This is a genomic window from Flammeovirga sp. AWQ4_249 (assembly GCF_056161045.1).
Genome location: NZ_JBSWYJ010000050.1, coordinates 22,462 through 40,202 on the forward strand (window position 1 = coordinate 22,462; position 17,741 = coordinate 40,202).

General features: G+C 28.7%; 26 protein-coding genes. 5 read left to right on the forward strand and 21 right to left on the reverse strand.

Annotated features, from left to right (window positions below; genetic code table 11):
• The first annotated feature begins 23 nt into the window (after nt 1-23).
• Genes ACXAHM_RS22815 through ACXAHM_RS22825 form a run of 3 tightly spaced genes read left to right on the forward strand, consistent with a single transcriptional unit; the run spans nt 24 to nt 1,255 of the window.
• Complete coding sequence (locus ACXAHM_RS22815) at nt 24-308, forward strand: transposase (RefSeq protein ID WP_474965402.1); 285 nt, start codon at nt 24-26, stop codon at nt 306-308.
• The gene (locus tag ACXAHM_RS22820; protein WP_474965471.1) at nt 302-994 is read left to right on the forward strand and encodes an IS3 family transposase; all 693 of its coding nucleotides are present in this window, start codon (nt 302-304) and stop codon (nt 992-994) included. The genes ACXAHM_RS22815 and ACXAHM_RS22820 overlap by 7 nt, the downstream gene beginning before the upstream one ends.
• Before the next feature lie 3 nt (nt 995-997).
• On the forward strand, nt 998-1,255 hold the full coding sequence (locus ACXAHM_RS22825) for an IS3 family transposase (RefSeq protein ID WP_474965405.1): 258 nt from the start codon (nt 998-1,000) through the stop codon (nt 1,253-1,255).
• Nucleotides 1,256-1,340: 85 nt separating this feature from the next.
• On the opposite strand, the gene ACXAHM_RS22830 is transcribed toward ACXAHM_RS22825, so the two are convergent.
• From ACXAHM_RS22830 to ACXAHM_RS22900, 15 genes are all read right to left on the reverse strand, one after another.
• Nucleotides 1,341-2,198: a BamA/TamA family outer membrane protein gene (locus ACXAHM_RS22830; RefSeq protein WP_474965409.1), complete on the reverse strand. Its 858-nt coding sequence runs from the start codon at nt 2,196-2,198 to the stop codon at nt 1,341-1,343.
• A 122-nt stretch (nt 2,199-2,320) separates the two neighbouring features.
• Complete coding sequence (locus ACXAHM_RS22835) at nt 2,321-4,087, reverse strand: arylsulfatase (protein ID WP_474965413.1); 1,767 nt, start codon at nt 4,085-4,087, stop codon at nt 2,321-2,323.
• 238 nt (nt 4,088-4,325) lie between these two features.
• Entirely contained in the window at nt 4,326-5,159 is an 834-nt protein-coding gene (locus ACXAHM_RS22840) for a hypothetical protein (protein WP_474965416.1), read from the reverse strand.
• A 193-nt stretch (nt 5,160-5,352) separates the two neighbouring features.
• Nucleotides 5,353-5,793 carry a PepSY-like domain-containing protein gene (locus ACXAHM_RS22845; RefSeq protein WP_474965419.1) on the reverse strand — a complete coding sequence of 147 codons (441 nt, stop codon included), beginning with the start codon at nt 5,791-5,793 and terminating at the stop codon, nt 5,353-5,355.
• Between the two features lie 206 nt (nt 5,794-5,999).
• Nucleotides 6,000-6,413 (reverse strand): hypothetical protein, encoded by a 414-nt coding sequence (locus tag ACXAHM_RS22850; RefSeq protein ID WP_474965422.1) that lies wholly within the window; start codon nt 6,411-6,413, stop codon nt 6,000-6,002.
• Nucleotides 6,414-6,438: 25 nt separating this feature from the next.
• Nucleotides 6,439-6,813 carry a hypothetical protein gene (locus ACXAHM_RS22855; protein ID WP_474965425.1) on the reverse strand — a complete coding sequence of 125 codons (375 nt, stop codon included), beginning with the start codon at nt 6,811-6,813 and terminating at the stop codon, nt 6,439-6,441.
• A 4-nt stretch (nt 6,814-6,817) separates the two neighbouring features.
• Complete coding sequence (locus ACXAHM_RS22860; RefSeq protein WP_474965427.1) at nt 6,818-7,525, reverse strand: DUF6515 family protein; 708 nt, start codon at nt 7,523-7,525, stop codon at nt 6,818-6,820.
• Nucleotides 7,526-7,527: 2 nt separating this feature from the next.
• Nucleotides 7,528-8,109 (reverse strand): hypothetical protein, encoded by a 582-nt coding sequence (locus ACXAHM_RS22865; RefSeq protein WP_474965430.1) that lies wholly within the window; start codon nt 8,107-8,109, stop codon nt 7,528-7,530.
• 5 nt (nt 8,110-8,114) lie between these two features.
• Nucleotides 8,115-8,810, reverse strand: coding sequence for a DUF4136 domain-containing protein (locus ACXAHM_RS22870; protein ID WP_474965433.1), 696 nt, complete (start codon nt 8,808-8,810; stop codon nt 8,115-8,117).
• Nucleotides 8,811-8,826: 16 nt separating this feature from the next.
• On the reverse strand, nt 8,827-9,285 hold the full coding sequence (locus ACXAHM_RS22875) for a MarR family winged helix-turn-helix transcriptional regulator (RefSeq protein WP_474965436.1): 459 nt from the start codon (nt 9,283-9,285) through the stop codon (nt 8,827-8,829).
• On the reverse strand, nt 9,275-9,670 hold the full coding sequence (locus ACXAHM_RS22880; RefSeq protein ID WP_474965439.1) for a hypothetical protein: 396 nt from the start codon (nt 9,668-9,670) through the stop codon (nt 9,275-9,277). The genes ACXAHM_RS22875 and ACXAHM_RS22880 overlap by 11 nt, the downstream gene beginning before the upstream one ends.
• A 3-nt stretch (nt 9,671-9,673) precedes the next feature.
• Nucleotides 9,674-10,210 carry a hypothetical protein gene (locus tag ACXAHM_RS22885; RefSeq protein ID WP_474965441.1) on the reverse strand — a complete coding sequence of 179 codons (537 nt, stop codon included), beginning with the start codon at nt 10,208-10,210 and terminating at the stop codon, nt 9,674-9,676.
• A 52-nt stretch (nt 10,211-10,262) separates the two neighbouring features.
• On the reverse strand, nt 10,263-11,210 hold the full coding sequence (locus tag ACXAHM_RS22890; RefSeq protein WP_474965443.1) for an HlyD family secretion protein: 948 nt from the start codon (nt 11,208-11,210) through the stop codon (nt 10,263-10,265).
• Nucleotides 11,211-11,214: 4 nt separating this feature from the next.
• Nucleotides 11,215-11,508, reverse strand: coding sequence for a DUF3302 domain-containing protein (locus tag ACXAHM_RS22895; RefSeq protein ID WP_474965445.1), 294 nt, complete (start codon nt 11,506-11,508; stop codon nt 11,215-11,217).
• A gap of 367 nt (nt 11,509-11,875) precedes the next feature.
• Nucleotides 11,876-12,034 (reverse strand): hypothetical protein, encoded by a 159-nt coding sequence (locus ACXAHM_RS22900; protein ID WP_474965448.1) that lies wholly within the window; start codon nt 12,032-12,034, stop codon nt 11,876-11,878.
• 997 nt (nt 12,035-13,031) lie between these two features.
• Here ACXAHM_RS22900 and ACXAHM_RS22905 point away from each other — a divergent pair.
• Nucleotides 13,032-13,874, forward strand: a complete 843-nt coding sequence (locus ACXAHM_RS22905) for a helix-turn-helix domain-containing protein (RefSeq protein WP_474965451.1) — start codon at nt 13,032-13,034, stop codon at nt 13,872-13,874.
• Nucleotides 13,875-14,033: 159 nt separating this feature from the next.
• Nucleotides 14,034-14,894, forward strand: coding sequence for a helix-turn-helix domain-containing protein (locus tag ACXAHM_RS22910; RefSeq protein WP_474965454.1), 861 nt, complete (start codon nt 14,034-14,036; stop codon nt 14,892-14,894).
• Nucleotides 14,895-14,902: 8 nt separating this feature from the next.
• Here the strand turns inward: ACXAHM_RS22910 and ACXAHM_RS22915 are convergent, their stop codons facing one another.
• From ACXAHM_RS22915 to ACXAHM_RS22940, 6 genes are all read right to left on the reverse strand, one after another.
• On the reverse strand, nt 14,903-15,157 hold the full coding sequence (locus ACXAHM_RS22915) for a hypothetical protein (RefSeq protein ID WP_474965457.1): 255 nt from the start codon (nt 15,155-15,157) through the stop codon (nt 14,903-14,905).
• A 263-nt stretch (nt 15,158-15,420) separates the two neighbouring features.
• Nucleotides 15,421-15,651 carry a hypothetical protein gene (locus ACXAHM_RS22920; RefSeq protein ID WP_474965459.1) on the reverse strand — a complete coding sequence of 77 codons (231 nt, stop codon included), beginning with the start codon at nt 15,649-15,651 and terminating at the stop codon, nt 15,421-15,423.
• A 5-nt stretch (nt 15,652-15,656) separates the two neighbouring features.
• Nucleotides 15,657-16,250 carry a hypothetical protein gene (locus tag ACXAHM_RS22925; protein WP_474965461.1) on the reverse strand — a complete coding sequence of 198 codons (594 nt, stop codon included), beginning with the start codon at nt 16,248-16,250 and terminating at the stop codon, nt 15,657-15,659.
• 98 nt (nt 16,251-16,348) lie between these two features.
• Nucleotides 16,349-16,588: a hypothetical protein gene (locus tag ACXAHM_RS22930; RefSeq protein ID WP_474965463.1), complete on the reverse strand. Its 240-nt coding sequence runs from the start codon at nt 16,586-16,588 to the stop codon at nt 16,349-16,351.
• Between the two features lie 33 nt (nt 16,589-16,621).
• A complete protein-coding gene (locus ACXAHM_RS22935; RefSeq protein WP_474965465.1) occupies nt 16,622-16,891 on the reverse strand; it encodes a hypothetical protein in 270 nt (89 codons plus the stop codon).
• Between the two features lie 264 nt (nt 16,892-17,155).
• A partial coding sequence (locus tag ACXAHM_RS22940) for a Fic family protein (protein WP_474965467.1) occupies nt 17,156-17,741 on the reverse strand: 586 nt, incomplete at its 5' end.

Genomic DNA, 17,741 nt, shown 5'->3' on the forward strand with positions numbered 1-17,741 from the left:
AAAATAAATTAAATTGCAGTATTATGAAAAGTAAAAGAAAATTTACAGCTGAGTTCAAAGCAAAAGTATCTTTAGAAGCTCTTAAAGAGCTAAGCACAGTAACAGAAATAGCTAAGAAATATGATCTTCATCCTGCACAAATTAGTAGTTGGAAGAAAGAATTTCTTGAAGGTGCATCTAGTGTTTTTGATAAAACAGGAGATAAAAAACAGAAAGAAAAAGTTGCTGAAGGAAAAGAAGAGGAACTTTATGCTAAGATTGGTAAACTTCAAGTTGAAGTAGATTTTTTAAAGAAAGCCTTATCGTAAATAAATCACTTTCCGAGCGAAAATTAATTATCGATAAGGCTCATTCAGAGCTTAGTATAACTCATCAATGTAAATTGTTAGGTATCCATAAATCAAGTTATTATTATCAATCTAAAGGGGAGTCAGAGTTGAATCTCAAGTTGATGAAAATGATTGACAATAAGTACACAGAACATCCTCACATGGGCGTTCCAAGTATGACTACATGGCTACGTAAAGATCAGGGACTGTTAGTCAATTCAAAACGTGTAGAACGCCTTTATAAACTTATGGATATCCAAGCATTAGTACCAGGTCCTCATACTTCAAAAGGGATTAAAGAGCATAAAAAGTACCCTTATTTACTTCGTAATATGAATATTGACAAGGTAAATCAAGTTTGGGCAACAGATATCACCTACTTGCCGATGGAGAGTGGTTTTATGTATTTAATTGCTGTTATTGATGTTTATAGCAGGTATATTGTAGGTTGGTCAGTATCTAATACAATGGAATCAGAGTGGTGTAAAGATATCTTACAAGAATGTGTTGAAAAACATGGTCCTCCTCAGATAGTAAACACAGATCAAGGGGCACAATTCACAAGTGATGTGTTCACTGAATACTTACTTAATCAAGGAATTACAATCAGTATGGATGGTAAGGGAAGAGCCACTGATAATATATTTATAGAACGATTTTGGTGAAGCTTGAAATATGAGAAACTATACAAATATTCCTACATGGATAGTCATCAATTATCATTAGGTGTTATTGAATATATGCATTATTATAATGAAAAAAGGAGACATAGTTCTATTGATAATCAAAGACCAGTTGATATCTTTGAAATGGGAAACCGAGAAACAAACTCATCACCAAAAAGAAAAACATATTCCATGAATTGTAAAGGCCAAGATGAATGGTCTGCCGCAAGCGCTACACAGACCAGCCTTGACAAGTCATAAAATAGTTTTTGTATGAGGTTAAGAGTTGAATCTCTCAAAAAAATTATTAGTAATACCCCTGAAGCAGTCCTAACATTGGGGGGAATTATAATCCTCTCAAATCTTGAAACATTGGACCAGAAAACCCCATAATATTTTCATCATTAAAAGGAACAGAACCCCACAAATAATTCCCGTAAAATTGTGTTGCCCAAATCATTTTATCTATAGGTTTAACATAATATGAATATTGTAATTCAATACCATTATATGTAACATCTGAACCTATTGCATCAAAATAAGAAAGTGATTTACAATAACCGTACATTCCCTTAGATGGATTTGTAACATTATTTCTGGTATCATAGTAAACAACAGCACCTAAACCTGATTCCCAAAGTTGATCTGTTCTAAATAACTTCGTGATTTCTGATAAAATTGGATTATCTTCAAAATCAAGAGTATTCATAGATGTTCTATATTGAATTCCTACGAAAAGATTTGGGATTAATTGTCTTGTTCCATCAACTATTAATCCAAAACCTTTCGATTCATAAGAAATAAATCGACCACCTATATTTGGTAAATAGGACTCAGTATTAAATTGATAATTGACATCTTGATACCCTCCCATTAGTTGTAACCTCCATTTATCTTCCTTAAAATATAACCGCTGAAATAAACCTATATACCAAGAATTATTTTCAAAGTACATAGGAGTTATTAGTGTCATACTTGGTGGAGATACTTTATCTTTTTTAGGGTTCAATTTATAATTAAGAGAAATATTTATTCCTCCTCCCCAACCTAACACCTTATTGTGTGCTAAACTCGGAAAAGGTACAATACTTAGATTCTTTTTTTGCGTTGAGTCTTTTTTTACATGATTATTATCTTGAGCATTATTTGATAAACTAACAAATATTAAAAATGTACCTAAAATAATTTTTTTAGCTATAAACATAATTCTCTATATTTTACTATTTATCAAAATAAATACTTTAGAAAAAGTACCAAAATAATAGAATAATGAATCATGGTTTAAAAAAACCATGATTCATTAGCAACAATGTTAACCATTAATAATTAACGTCCATTGTCACTAGCACTAGCAGCTGCAAAAGGACTCCAACTTTCATCAACATCTATAATGTTATGGTTTTTCGCATACTTTATATAAGTCGACTGCATATTTTTTAATATTTCAGGATGTTCACCTTCCAATGGCTTAGATTCTGAAGGATCTTTAACAACATCATATAAATGCCATTTGCCATCACCAAACATTCCAGGACGGACTTTAATGGCTTTATAATTACCTTGCATTAAATAGCAGTTTCCAAATAGCTCAAAAGCATACCAATCTTTATCTCCCCTAACATTATTGCTTTTTCCTTCTAAGAAAGGTTTCATAGAAATTCCAGAAGGTTTATATACTTTCCTTCCTTTATATTTAGTGCCTGGGTGTTTAATATTAGCATAATCTAGTATTGTCATTGGAAGATCCATAACAGATACAACAGCATTAGATACTTCTCCAGCTTTATCATATTTTTCATTTAATGCACCAGGAGGTAAAATCATCATTGGCACTCTTATTCCACCTTCACCTACAAACCATTTCCAGTAACTAAGATCTCCTGTAGTTGCATTCGCCCAAGAAGTTCCTATTGTATTAATTGAATTTGCAGTTCCAATAGAATCAAATTCAGTACTAAAATTATTTGCAATCCATTGTTGGAATTGTGCATTTCCTGTTTTTGGATTTGTTGGTTCTAACCCTTCTGCTCCATTATCTGTAAGATAAATAATCAACGTGTTATCTAATTGGTTTGATTTCTTTAAATAGTCCATTATCTGACCAATTCTTCTATCTTGATCTTCAATCATAGCCGCATAATTGGCCATCACTTTTGCTTGATATTTTTTCTGATCTTGACTTAAATTATCCCAATCCATTGTTAAATCATTCTCTTTAGCTTCAGTAGCTTCATGAGAAATTAAACCATGTTTTTTTAAACTTTCATATCTTTGATGTTTTAAACCTTTAAATCCTAGTTTTAAATATTTTTCATAATATTTTTCAACTAATTCTGGTGGCCCTTGTACAGGAAAATGTGCTGTGGTAAATGCCATCCAAGAAAACCAAGGTTTGTTATTTTTTGCACCGTCTTTGATAAAGTTCAACATATGTTTCGTGTATATTTCACCTGAATATACTCCACTTGGTCGATTGAAAGGTTTACCATTAAGAGTCCATTCTTCTACCCTTCGTTTATGCATATAATCTGGGTCGGCAAAATTAGGAGTCATAGCCAAATTATTCCAATGGTTTGATCCACCTGATAATATTCCGAATTCTTTTGTAAAACCCCATTTTAATGGACCTTCACCTCCTCTAGCTTCTCCACCTAAATGCCACTTTCCTGATTTATACACCTCATAACCCGCATCGTTAAATAATTCACTTATTGCCACAACATCTTTTGTAAGATAGCCCTCATATCCTCTTTTACCTTTGGTTGGTGGATAAATCGAATAATCAAAAGTCGCTAATCCTGCTTCAATATTATTACAACCTGAAATCAACATTGATCTAGTTACTGAGCATACTGGAGAAGCATGGAAATTGGTAAATCTAATACCTGCCTTTGCTAACTTATCCATATTTGGAGTATTTATTTCGGAACCATACATACCCAAATCTGCAAATGATATATCATCACCAATAAGTAATAATATATTAGGTTGCTTACTTTTAAGTCCCTTTTCTGTTTGAGCCTTTTCATTACTCTCTTTTGAACAAGAACTTAATATCAATAAGACAACAATTAATTTGATTAAAAATTTCATAAAATTAATTTTAAACTTTCTGAACAATTAATGATAAATATTTTATTTATCTCAACATCACAAAATAACGTATTACATATAATCTTTGAATAAAACATTTATTTATTATTTTATTTTCATCTTTCACTAAGTATAATATAGAAGTCTAAGCTTTAAAAGCACTTAAAAAATGGAACATCAGAGAGACCTTTATCTGCACTTAAGTGTCTTTTACAAAGAATTATATTAAGCTTAAATATTATTTCTTTCCTCCATAAAACTGCATATTTATAGAACTAAAAATCTGAAAACTACTTTGGCCAACTCCCTGAGAATAAACTGAATATTGAGGTTCTAAGAATAGGTTAAATACAGTGCTTCCTAATTTTAAAATTTTACCATAACCAATACCTATTGGAAAATTATAATTATTATTCGTGAAATCCATTGTCCAGATTGGAGCTCCCCTAAGGTAATTTCCTTTACCTAATTGAAAGAAATAGAAAGGTTGAATTGCTGCTAAATTTTCATCTGCCTTTAAAGCATTCCCTTGTGAATCTTCTAGTTTTGAATCATTTCCTACTCCCACGTTCCAAGTAATTAAACCTCCCCATTGAAATTGTTTTGATTTAGCAACAAAAATAACAATAGCACCACCTACTTGCCAATTATTAGCACCAAGACTAACATCATAATTATTTAGAATATTTCCTTGGCTTGTTGTGGTTGCTACTCCTGTTGAAGTAGGTGCAAATACCATTGGGCCTATACCAAATTGAATAGGAGATGTTTGTGAAGTAGCCAAATAAGTAGCAAATAAATTAAAATCACCTAAACCAGAAATTGATGATTGATTTGCTGGCCTATTTAAAGTCATTGTAGGTAAGGTAACTCTAAATAAAATTCTCCCAATAGGTTGGGCATATCTGAATGAAGTAATCATATTACTTCCTTCTGTTCCTGTTAAATTAGTAGCATAATTAAATTGAATATTAAATGCTTTTAAATTTGCTAAAGGGTTATTTGCATTTGATGCTTCATCTCCTTTATCTTGAGCTAAAGATATTGATGTTGTTATGAGAAACAAAAGCATAGTTAATCGACTTATAATGAATGTTTTATGTTTCTTTTTTTTAATCAAATACTGTCTTCCAATCATTTGCCATATTTACAATAGTGTAATTTTTAGCTTTTGCATAAGACAATACTTTTTCTGTATGCTTATCGTACTTAAATTCTCTCTTATCATCTGTATGATGTACTAAAAGTGAATATTACCTTTTCTATCAACTAATAATATTACCCAGTAAATCAAAACTCAACATTTGATAATTAGATAATGTAACAATCTGAACCTTTTCTTTTTCTTTTAATTGCCAAGCTGTTATATATTCTGACGGATAATTAGCTTTTACATAAATCAAAATTTCTTCAGGAATTACATCATCTGGTAAAGGTTGACCATTTTCCGATATGATAGAGATGATTTGAAAAAAGTCATTAAATGTCAGCTTCACATCATTAGATAGTAAAACTATAGTGTCATAATTATCATATTCAACACTAACAATGGAGTCATTTGTAAAATATGTATCTGTGTATTCAATGACTTCCACTGGATAATCTTCAGGACTAAGAGTAATAGGTTGACTTTCATTCTCTCCGCTACACGAGAATAGAAATACAATGACGATTAATAGAATATTTTTATTCAGATCTAAGCACATATAATTAATTTACTTCAATTGGTAATACTACATATCATTTATAAAACAAATCCACTTTCATTTTATTTTATTGATGTTCCATCATCTTCTACAAGAGTTACAAACCAAAATTCTATCTTTCAAAGATTAGCTACCTATAACATCTCTACAGTAATCAACTAAATAACAATATCTTACAAATTACAAAAGCAGTATTTACCTTTAAATTACTTTTTGATATGCTCTAAAATACTATCATGATCAACTTGCGCTAATAACTCATTTTCAGTCATATGATGATCATCAATATCAAGTTGACTAATCACAATTTTGTGTAAATCTTTATGATGTTTTTCAAGGAACTTTTCAAATAATATACCTTCATTACTTTTTCCTTTACCATGAGATGCTATTACTAAACCATCAAATGATCGCATATCATTAATAAGTTCCTTAAAGAAATGATGATCTTCACTTGCTCTTTGACCCTTCCAATTAGATTTAAATTTTTTATGAAGGTGCCATCTATGTTTATTAGGGTCATAAGGATGTATGATATCAACAACTTTTTCACTTTCACCTCCTAAAGAATAGAATATAGCTCCGTGGTGATCAATTTTTATTAATCCTATTTTAGACATAATAGTTTTGAGTTATGGTTAATAATTAAAGCCACTCTTGACAAAATCTTAAAAACTCTTTTTTAACTTCTCCATAGTTTTTCAAAAAAGAATTAAATCGATTATGCATTTCTGAATGATCATCAAATTGAGTATGTAAAGCTTTTATTTCATTTACTTTTACAAGATCTGCTAAATGAGATTCATGTTTTTTAATATCATGATAGAGAATATCAATCTGTTCCGACTGAACTTTAAATTTATTCTCAATTTGAGATAAATGTACTCTCATCTCATGACCAGTATTCTTTGAAGCCAATTCTTGTATTCTATCATTATATAAAGCTATTTGCTCTTTATAAAAATTCAACTCTTTTTCCCATACTTCATGCTCATAATGAAGAGATTCTATTTTTGCCATATTTTTAGTTTTTAGGTGATACAACTATATATTCAATCTTCCCAGAATCTGATGTTTCTGCTTTATACCAAGCACCATTACAAGTATAATACGTTTTCCCATCAACAATTACTGTCTTTGTACCTTCTGGTAATACTGTAACTACAGCGTTCATTGGTGCTGTAATCACAGTATAGTTATTATTGATAGACTTATAATAATTACCTGCATAATAATAATAAGTGTTTCCACCCATTACTATTGTAATATATCCTTTAGGTAACTTTTTTATTGTAGATCCAATGGGAGCTGCAACCACTTGATATTTACCATTATCTGTTTTTTCATAATAAACACCATTATCACAATAAAAGTCTTTACTATTATTATTTTCATCTATTGCATGTACAATAACAGCTGTTGCTGCAATAGTAGCTACAGTATATCCAACAGGGTGCCAATAAGGTCCCCACATTGGGGCTCCAACATAAGCAGGATGAACAACTATAGGTGGACCTACATGAACAACAACGGGACCTCCATGTACTACAGTTGGTCCATGATGAATATATGTAGGCCCATGATGCACATAAGTATTCCCATGATACCCACAATGATTACATGAATGTACTACAGTTGTTCGTCTTACTTGAGCATTTAATTCGTTACCTACTAACGTAAATATTAATACAACAACGAAGAATAAATAACTATGAATAAACTTAAAGTTCATAATTACATACCAAAAGCTAATCCCACATTTATTCCCCAAAATTCTTCATCTACTGCATAATTGTATTTTGCATTAGCAATAAAATTAAGACCACTTTCACCAAGTGGTACTAATGCTCCTATTTCAGGTGCTAAGCCAAAATACCAATCTCGAGTAGTAGCTGAAATCGATCCAACTAAATTTTCTTTATAAAAATAATATGTTCCTATTCCTAATCCTGCATAAGGTCGAATTCCTCCTTCTTGCCCAAAATAATAGTAGGAAGTAGCAAGTATAGGCACTATATGAATATAATTATATGTATTTCCAGATAATATAACATTATTAGACTCAAAAGAGTTATATCCTTTATTTTGGTAAAAATTATTATATCCTGAATTAATACCAAAACTTATTGGTTTAGAAGTCAACATTCTTCTATACGAAAATTCAAATCCTCTAAAACTACCTTCATCGATAAAATCTTTAGTTTCACCCGATGTAAAGCCCATAGAATATGATAGTGCGATAAATCCATTTTCTTGTGCCAAGACACTTATTGGCAATAATAACAACAATAGGTTTAAGGTTAATATATTTTTCATCGTAATTACTTTTTAATGATATATGGAGATTGTTTAAACATTTGGTCTATCGCATTATCAATACGATTTAATTCATCATAAGTATTCGTTAAAATACCATTAGTTACACCTGCCCAAATAATTGGTTTTCTTTTTATATTTTCATTATCTGAATCTGTAATTACGTTTCTATTATCTACTATTTCAATTAAAATTGACCCTGTTTCATAGGCATAAGAAACAGTATAAGGATAGCCCCAATAACCTGGATAGTAACCTCCTCCCCAATTGTAAGGATCATACCACCAATCAGAATACCCCCAATAACCCCACCACCAATCAGGCCAATAGGTTGCATAAGATATATTCCAATTTGAAAATTTGTAAGAGGTTACTACTAAATCAGTTATTTCAGTTGTATCAGAAGTAACAGTATATCCTCTATCAATAAAGTGTCTTGATAATTGATCTAATATTTCTTGATCTATACTCCCAGAAGAAGGAGTATCTCTTGAAAAACCTGAATCTGATACATCTGTTACATAAGGTGGGATTAAAACTGTTGAAGCAGATGAAAAATCACCATTGTCTTTTGCTTCTTCATTATATTCTGTAGCAACTATATCAGCTTCACCTGCAGTATCAGGTCCTCTGTCATCACATGAAATAAACATAGATAACATTATAATAGTTGTAACTAGTATTTGAAATATTTTTTTCATTTTTAATTAATTTGGGTTACTTAATATTTTGAATATTATTTAAGAGTTTATTTAAAATAAGCATCAAATTTTCATATTCTTCTCGTGTTAATCCCTTAAAAATATCTCGAATAACTTTATCAGTTATATCAAACAAATTACCTTTAATTTCTCTGGCCAATTTGGTTAAATAAATATTATTAGAACGTTTATCATGAACATTTAAAGCACGAGTTACTAATCCTTTCTTTTCTAAATGATTAATACTACTTGTAATTGACGCCCTATTTTTATTAAGTTTTACACTAATTTCTTTTTGAGTTAAACCATTATTTTTATACAATAAGTAGAGAATATCCCAATCTTCTCTAGTTATATTAATATCATTATTGTGATATGAATTAGTAATAATATTATTACCTAAACGAGATATCTCTGTATATAATTTTGATATTTCCTTTATCTCTTCAAAGGAAAAAATATAATTATCTTTCATTTTTAGTAAAAACGAATATAAGTCCTCCCAATACCTGAAGAGAGTCTAATATTATTGCTAAAAAATAATATTGTCCAATTTCAGGAGAGATATAATACAAGAATGAACTACTTAATACTAAATAAGTTTTTTCAATTATAGAGTACCAAATAATATATTTCCGTAATATAATGTTATTAGCACACAAAAATATTAAAATTCCTATCCCTACAACCATAGTACCCCAATGACCTACCAAAGGATAAATAAATTGATAGTTTGAAATATCAAAACCCATAGTTAATAAGGTTCCTTTAATAGGAGATAACATTGAAGGTAAAGCACCTAACGTAGTTATAAGCCCAGAGATATAAAAGTACCACTTATAATATTGCTCTTTGCTCATACTTTAATTAGTTGAATCCTTTAAATAATTTTCACTTTCAGAAAAATAGACTGCTTTTTGCTTCTTTCCTTTTGTGATATTTATACAATAAACACTCTTCCCTTTATCTTGATTAGACTTTATTGTTTGGTATGTTTTTATAATAACCCAACCAGGATAATTGTCTTTTATATATTGATTGACTTTTTTAGGTAGTTTTCCATCAGTTATTTGCTCTTTGGTCAGGATAACTTCTCCTTTATCATTTATATAAATTTTCCCATGAAAGTTATTACTCACTAGTTCAACTTCATAATTTTTAGAAGCAAAGCTAGTAATAGGTTTTTTGTATGATATCTCATAATCATCAGAAATAAGCTCAGTAGGTATAATAGAAATACTTTCTATATATGCATCATCAAATTGATCTTCTATAGAAGACATTACAGCACCTGGAACAACTGACTCTCCAACTTTTTCTACTTTCAATATTGCTTTTTGAGCATAGGTTAATGATAATGTTGTGAAAAATAAACTAACTAAAAGAATTACTTTTTTCATGACTGAATAAGGTTTAAGTAAAAATATAATGAAGCTTGTTTATTACTTTTTATTATAACATTAGGTAGTTCAACCAACCTTTCATTCTTAATAAAACTTTCCGAACTAATTTCATTGGTTCAACGTATTCTGTATAAATTGCTAATTGTGCTTTACTACCTCCTGGTAATGTATATTGGCTTAAGTCGTCAGTTATTTCAATAACAATTGGAACAGCTCCTTGTTCAAGCCCTAAGTCAAAATTATGTAACGTTCCAAAGGCTTGTAATTCACCCTGAAAAATAACAGATCCTTCTTCCACAACTTTTCCGTGAAAAACTCTACCAGGTATAGCATCAAAAATTATTTCTGAATCGTTTCCTATTTCAATTCTCTGTAATGGATTCTGAGGAAAGGATCCTATTAAATACTTTTTCTCATCTTTAATAAATGTCATTACAGGTCTTAAAGGGAATTGAACAGCTCTCATACCTTCTCTAAGTCTATTTTGTATCACTTTACCATCAGATGGAGCTGTAACAAAACAAGATTTATAATTGTAATTAGCTTCAATTAATTGTGCCTTATACTGGTTTATTTCTTCTTGTGTACTTTCTACATCAAACTTAGATCCAGCTCTCACTTTATATAGCTCTTTGTATTCTTTTAATCTAATTTCAGCTAAATCTAATTTTGATCTTATTACTTTTATTCTACCATAAAATTTAGTGTGATCCATAATAAATAAAGTATCACCTTTATTTACTTCTTGGTTTGTCCCTTTAATGCGTAGCTCCTTTACTTCACTTGAAACATTAGGAATTATTGGTGTTGTCACAAAGTAAATACGAGCATTTGAAGTAAATGGATGGTTATAATCCATTAGTACTATAATAAAGAAAATAATAAAGAAACCGATTATACCTGTTGTTGTCAAACTCCATTTTGTTACAGGTATGTGAAAGACTTTAAAAGCCAAAAAGGCTATACCTATATATGTCAGCATGATGAGAGTTTCCATATTTCTATTTTGGGAGTTGATTTTTAATTAATTCTAATTCTTTCTTTAGCTGAGAAATATCATCTGAAATATTTTGATTATTAATTGGGTAATAATATGCCCAAATCCATAAAAATGGCCAAATAGAATGCATCAAAAATAAACTCACCCAACCTGCCGCCTGCAAAGCATCTTTATGTGGGTGATTTCTTTTTTTTGCTATTTCATATGGAATATCATGAATATAAATAACAGCATATGTCAAAAATATAAAGAGAAAGAATAATATACATAAAGCAACAATATTTAAAACATCCATAATAAATTAATATTCAATTATTTAAGGTGGTAATATATGTATAAAGAAGTCTTTTTTTACTATCATCTCTATCCATTATTTTAATAACTATATTTAGTATTAAATTAAGACTATAGTAAATAAAACTTATTCAGAAATCTGTGTTTTTAAATAAAAATCATATCATTAGTAAAATTGATTTTCATAATCCAATAATCTTATTTACCTCTTCTCAGGTTAACCTGATTAAGTAATCTAATTATCCTTTAATTCAATAGCTACCAAAACTATAACCACAATGAACACCAATCATTAAATGACTATTACCTTTTGCATTACTATAGCCTATGGAAGGACCTATATCCCAATTTATTGATATTGGAACAGTTTAATTAAGTTCTAAATGATTTACAAATTTATATTGTACAATTTCATTTTCTTCAACTCTCAATACACCAGGTGCATAACTTATTCCAAGGCCTTTATAAAAACGGTAACTTAATGGAACAAAAAATGATAGATGGGTGTTATCTATGACTTTTGCCATAGCAAGACCTATACTAATTTTATTTATATGTCTTGAATAATGAATATGGAATCCTGCTTTAAGAACTTCATCATCAAATAAATATGCAGGACCTACCGCTACTCCTATTTCATTAGGTAAGATATTTCGGTTTTTTCTAGAATTTAATATTTCCTCCTTTCTTTCTGCCGTTAAATCTTTTTTCTGAGCAAATAAAGTTATGGGTAATAATTAAAGAAATAGAAAAAGTAATTTCATATTTAATAGGTTATGATTTGTAAAGAATTAGTTAGAGTAACTCTGCAATAGTATTTTTTATAGTTTTTATGCATTCTCATACATATAATTTATTCCTCTGCTTATGGTTATGTTATACCTACAGATATCTTTTCTTCTACAATATTACCCATAAATCCTTCAGGAATATAAGCTTTAACTCACACATCTTCCTGAGATTGTACCTTTCAAACCTACTTAATTATTAACATGTGAAAGCAAATAAAGTAATTTTAATTACTAATGCTCTCAAATAGAAAATTAGATAACAACATTATAGCTACAAGAGTTATAGTTTTTTTACTTTTCATAATTTAATATATATTTTTTGGCTTCTTATGCTTATATACTTTCTTTACTGTTACTCATTTTTTATAAATTAGGTTATAGCGTATTCATCACATTTCGAGTTAATTTAAATAATGAAATTCCTATCTTAGAATAAATGAGATTATTCAATAACAATACTATTTATTTAGATATCCATTAGACATTGGGTTATCATTGTGCTATATATTAGTAGTCAATCTAAAAATAGTATTTAGATAAACGATTAACATTTTTACTAAAATTACAAACATTACTACTAATTATTTTAAGAGTTATATTTTTCTATTAAAATGTTATATCTCTATAAAAGCATTGAAAATGCTCACTTTTTTTCAAAATAGAATAACAGTTTTTACAAACCGAAGGAGATCGGAGTATTTGTAATACTGTTAATATATATCTTCATGTTATTATGAAGAAAGATATACTAGATATAATCAAATATATAAATACAGTTAATAATGAGAATAAATTCAAAAAAGTGGATGATGATTACATAATGAATTTCATTATCTATCCATGGCTAGAAAAGGATCGATTTGTTTTTATTGATATTATAGTTATTAATGATTTTAATTTTATCCAAACTGATTCTCACCGGTTAAGTGAAAATCATATTTACGGACTTCTAGATTATGATCTAAATTTGATATCATTAAGTGAAGTCAATAAAATAGATTTTAATATCATCTTAAAAAGAGGTAATTATAAGTTATTTCAATTATTTAATATTAAATCAGAATCTCCTAAATATAGTCGACAAAGATTATTAGAAAAAAATAATTATTTACAAATAAATCTAAGTACTTACAGTCAAAATTTAATTGAAAAGTTAATTGTATCCATAAAACATGAGAGAAGTATTAATGTCATAATAAAATTTTTATATCTTGTTATTGAGTTAGATGCTCTTAATAATAATAAGAGTGACAATAAAGACCTTTTTGATTTATTTGTAAATAAAACTCATGAAATAATCCAAAGTAAGCCTAATATGTCTATACAAGAAGTATCTCAAAAGTTAGATGTTTCATATAGGTCACTAACATATTATTATAAAAAACTCACGCAAAAAAATCTAAAAGAAACTATATCAAATAATAAAATTGAAATTGCCAAAAACCTCTTAAGGGAAAATAAAAATATTAAAAGTATAGCTTTAACGTTAGGGTATGAGGAAACTCAATCATTTTCTAGATTTTTCAAGCTAAAAACTGGAATTAACCCTTCTGAATATAAGAAGAATACAAACTAAAAAATAGGTTTTCACCTAGTTCATATTCTTGTTAATTTAGGTAAAGTAATTATTGTCCACTTTAAGTACTCCACAAATGTAAAGTATTGATATAGAATACATGTAAACAAATTTTACAAAAGAAATAACATTTCAAAAAAACTAATTAAATAGTTTATAATGAAGCACTTTATATTTGATTTTAATACTACAAATTCTCTTAACACAAAAGAATGCGATTATTATAAATATACTTTTAGGTCTTATGCTTGGTTAAAATGGCATAGAATAACAATAGTAGATGCCATAATAAAAAAAGATCACACAATAGAATTAACTGACAAGTATGAGTCTTTATTATTAAGATTCTTTGGTTTAAAGTATAACGATGATGATTCAATTCAATTTAGAGTATTAAGTGAAAAGAATTCACATAATTCACTCATGATACTAAGAAAGGGTAAAGCAAAATTTATACAGATATCCTTTTTAAAAGACATACAAAAATACCTTCATGATAAAATACCTTTTCATCAGAACTTAATGAATATTCCTAATTCTATATTAATAAATATGAGAATAAACTCTTTAATAGGAGATAATTATAATAAATTAATTGAAATAGAAAATTCAAATATTGATCAAAAACCATTATTTCTATTTTCTGGCTTTCTATATATGATTTCTGCTTCTATTCTCCCATTTAAAGCAATAGAAAATGATAATTATTTCGATAACTTTTTTATAGAAAGAATACATAAAATAATGTATAATAATCCTCATATTTCAATAAAAGAAATTGCAGAAAATTTAAATATTCCTTACCGTTCTTTAAATTATAAATACAAAAAGTTAACAGGGGCAAATCTTAATGATTCTTTACTTAAAAATAGGATTGAAACAGCTAAAGTTATTTTAAAATCTGATTATAGTATTAAACAAGTAGCATTTGCCTGCGGGTATGATGACTCTCAATCATTTACACGGTTCTTTAAAAAGCAAACAGGTTTAACACCTACTCAATATAAAAAAGGGAATTAACAGGAAAATTATTGATTTAAAGATATTAAATCAGAAATATATCCATAAGCTATATCTTCTCCCTTCTTGGTAAGATTGGCAAAGACATTTTCTTCCTGTTCTCTTACATTAGAGAATAAACCAATATTTTCAAGTTCTTTTGAAAGTATGTAAAGTTCATTTAAAGATAAGTCTAAACACATCGTCTTACTTATTATATTTAATGGTAAATTATTCATTAATAAAATACCTTGTATCAATTTATTTACTATTAATTCTGACATCTTGCTTATTTATATATAAGATCTATTAAAGGATAGTACTCATATTCAATACATTACTATTCAAATGTAAAACTACAATAATTTTAAAGTAGATTTTTAATAGGCAAATGATAATTTGACAAAAAGCTAATACATTTTGTAAAGGTGCTATTTATTCAATACTATTTTTAACAAAAATTTAATAACCTATATTATTACTTTTATTTACAATAGGGAGTAGATACTACCAAATTTAAACAGACTCCCCTTTCGAGAAGTCTGTTCTAGATTTTAAAATCAAAAAGTAATTGTTCTATATCGATAGTTACTCTTCTTTTTTCTTCCATTAACTGATAATACTCATCGGTAAAACCTCCAGATAAGGTTTCTTCTTCCGACTCTAACTCATCAGAAATTTCCTCTTCTGATTGATCCATTTCAACATCTACTATTTCTTCTTCGTTGTTGAATTCTTCCTTTTGCTCCTTTGAGCATTTCAATATTACGTTAAACATTGTACTTAGTTTTTGATAAATAATTTGATTTGTGAGATTACTTCTGGTGAAAAATTGAAATCCACCTTTTCTATAAGTTTACTTTCATCAAACTTTCGTAATCCTTGTTCGAAAGAATCAGAAAGTTTTGAAGCTAAGATATATTCCTCCTTGAATACCTTATAAAGCAATGGAGATCCTGAAACCTCTACCTTCCATTCCCATAAGAAATTGAAAGAGTGTAATAATTCTTCATGTTCAAAAGCCTTATCTTTCATTGTTAGTAAGTCTTCAAAATAAGCTGACAACTCACCTTGTAATCGGATTTCTTGATCTTGACGTTCTAATATTCCATTTAGACGTTCTGCTTCAAATTGACTCTTCTTTAATTTCTTTTGAGAAATCAATAAGTCATTTTGCATTTGAGCCAATTGCTTTTTCATGGCTTTAGCCTCCTTGTCTTTCTTAGACTTTTTCTTCTTTACTTTTGCTTTCTTAAGGGTCATAGGCATTTCTTTTTGAACCATTTCTTGCTTCAACTTCTCCATTTCATTAACTGGAGCATTTCCTTGTAGAGAGTTTATACCTCTGATAATCTCTCCTACTTTTCCATGAGACAAACCTACTTCTGCCCCAATTTTTCGATAAGAAAGCTCTTCTTCATAAAGAGCGATTACTTATTCTTATAAATTTTCCATTTGTAATAAAATTAGTTTAGCTATTTTAAAGCTTGTTTAACTTGTGAGGGAATAAACCCTAAACTGCATAGTTTTCTCATATCTCTACAACCATTTTTAATTGCCAAGAATAGAGCTTCCTCTTTTTCTTTGATTGAAGAAAGAAGGTCGGTACTCTGTAAACCGCCTTTATCGTTATGATTTCCATGTTCAATGTCATGGTCATATAGTTCTTGATGTAGTGTTGTAAGTGCTGTTTTCCAATTCGGCTTTATTTTCACCAAAGTATTCAGTTCTTTAACTGATTGATAGCGTTAGTAAACGATGAACAAATAACCGAATACGATACCTAAATCAATAAGAAAGAATAAAGCAATCAATATTATCCTCGGTTCTTTATTCTCCTGATAAGCACTTTTCAGTTGTTTCTGATAGTTGCTATTTAATGCCTCTTTATCTTCTTGCAGATGAAGGTCAATCATTCTTAATCGATCTTCATATTGCAATACTCTAAGGTTTTCTTCCATTGTAAGTATTTGCCCCCATCGAGATTTACTCGCTTTATCTGATTGTTCTAACTTCAATTCATAAAAGCTTTTCCTTAGATCTGCTGAGCTATCAAAAGATGTTATTTTCGTTTGGTAATTCTCTGCTATTTCTGTGGTATCAAGTTTAACTTATACATACCATTGGTCAATTCCGATACAAGAACTTACTAACACTCTTAAAATCTGCTTTTTTGATAGTGTTAAGGTGTTTTTTTGATTTTGAGCGGACAAATAGTGTACAAAATAGTTTAGTGCTTTTTTTGATGATTTTGGAAGTTAAAAAAATATTGACTTTAACATTTACTTCAATACAAAATTCTTATTTCTCTCTCCTTCAGATGATTTCACCAAAATGTTTAATTCTAATAAATATTCAATATCTCTTGTTGCTGTCTGAAAAGAGCATTTAGTCATTCTACTCCATTTTCTATTATTCATACCTCCTTCAAAATCATCTTTAAGCATTTTATTGATTACTTTTATCTGACGATCATTAAATTTTACTTGAGCATATTTTTTCCAGAAGTTATCTCTCTTCAAAAGTTTATCTAGCTTTTGATTAGATAATTCAATAGCTCCTTGAATTGCATTTAAAAAATAATGAATAAAACCTGTTATATCCATATTACCTTTAGAATTGAACTCTAATTGACGATAATACTCCCCTTTATTTCTTGATATATAAGATGAAAAACCAATGGTTCGAATGGAATCAGAAAAGCTATTGGCAAGTATTTTATCTACTAAATTTCTTCCTATTCGACCATTACCATCTTCAAAAGGATGTATAATTTCATACCATAAGTGTGCGATAGCAGATTTTATAAATGGATGTATAAAAGACTCTGTGTTAAACCACGCAATAAATGAATTCATTTCTCGACGA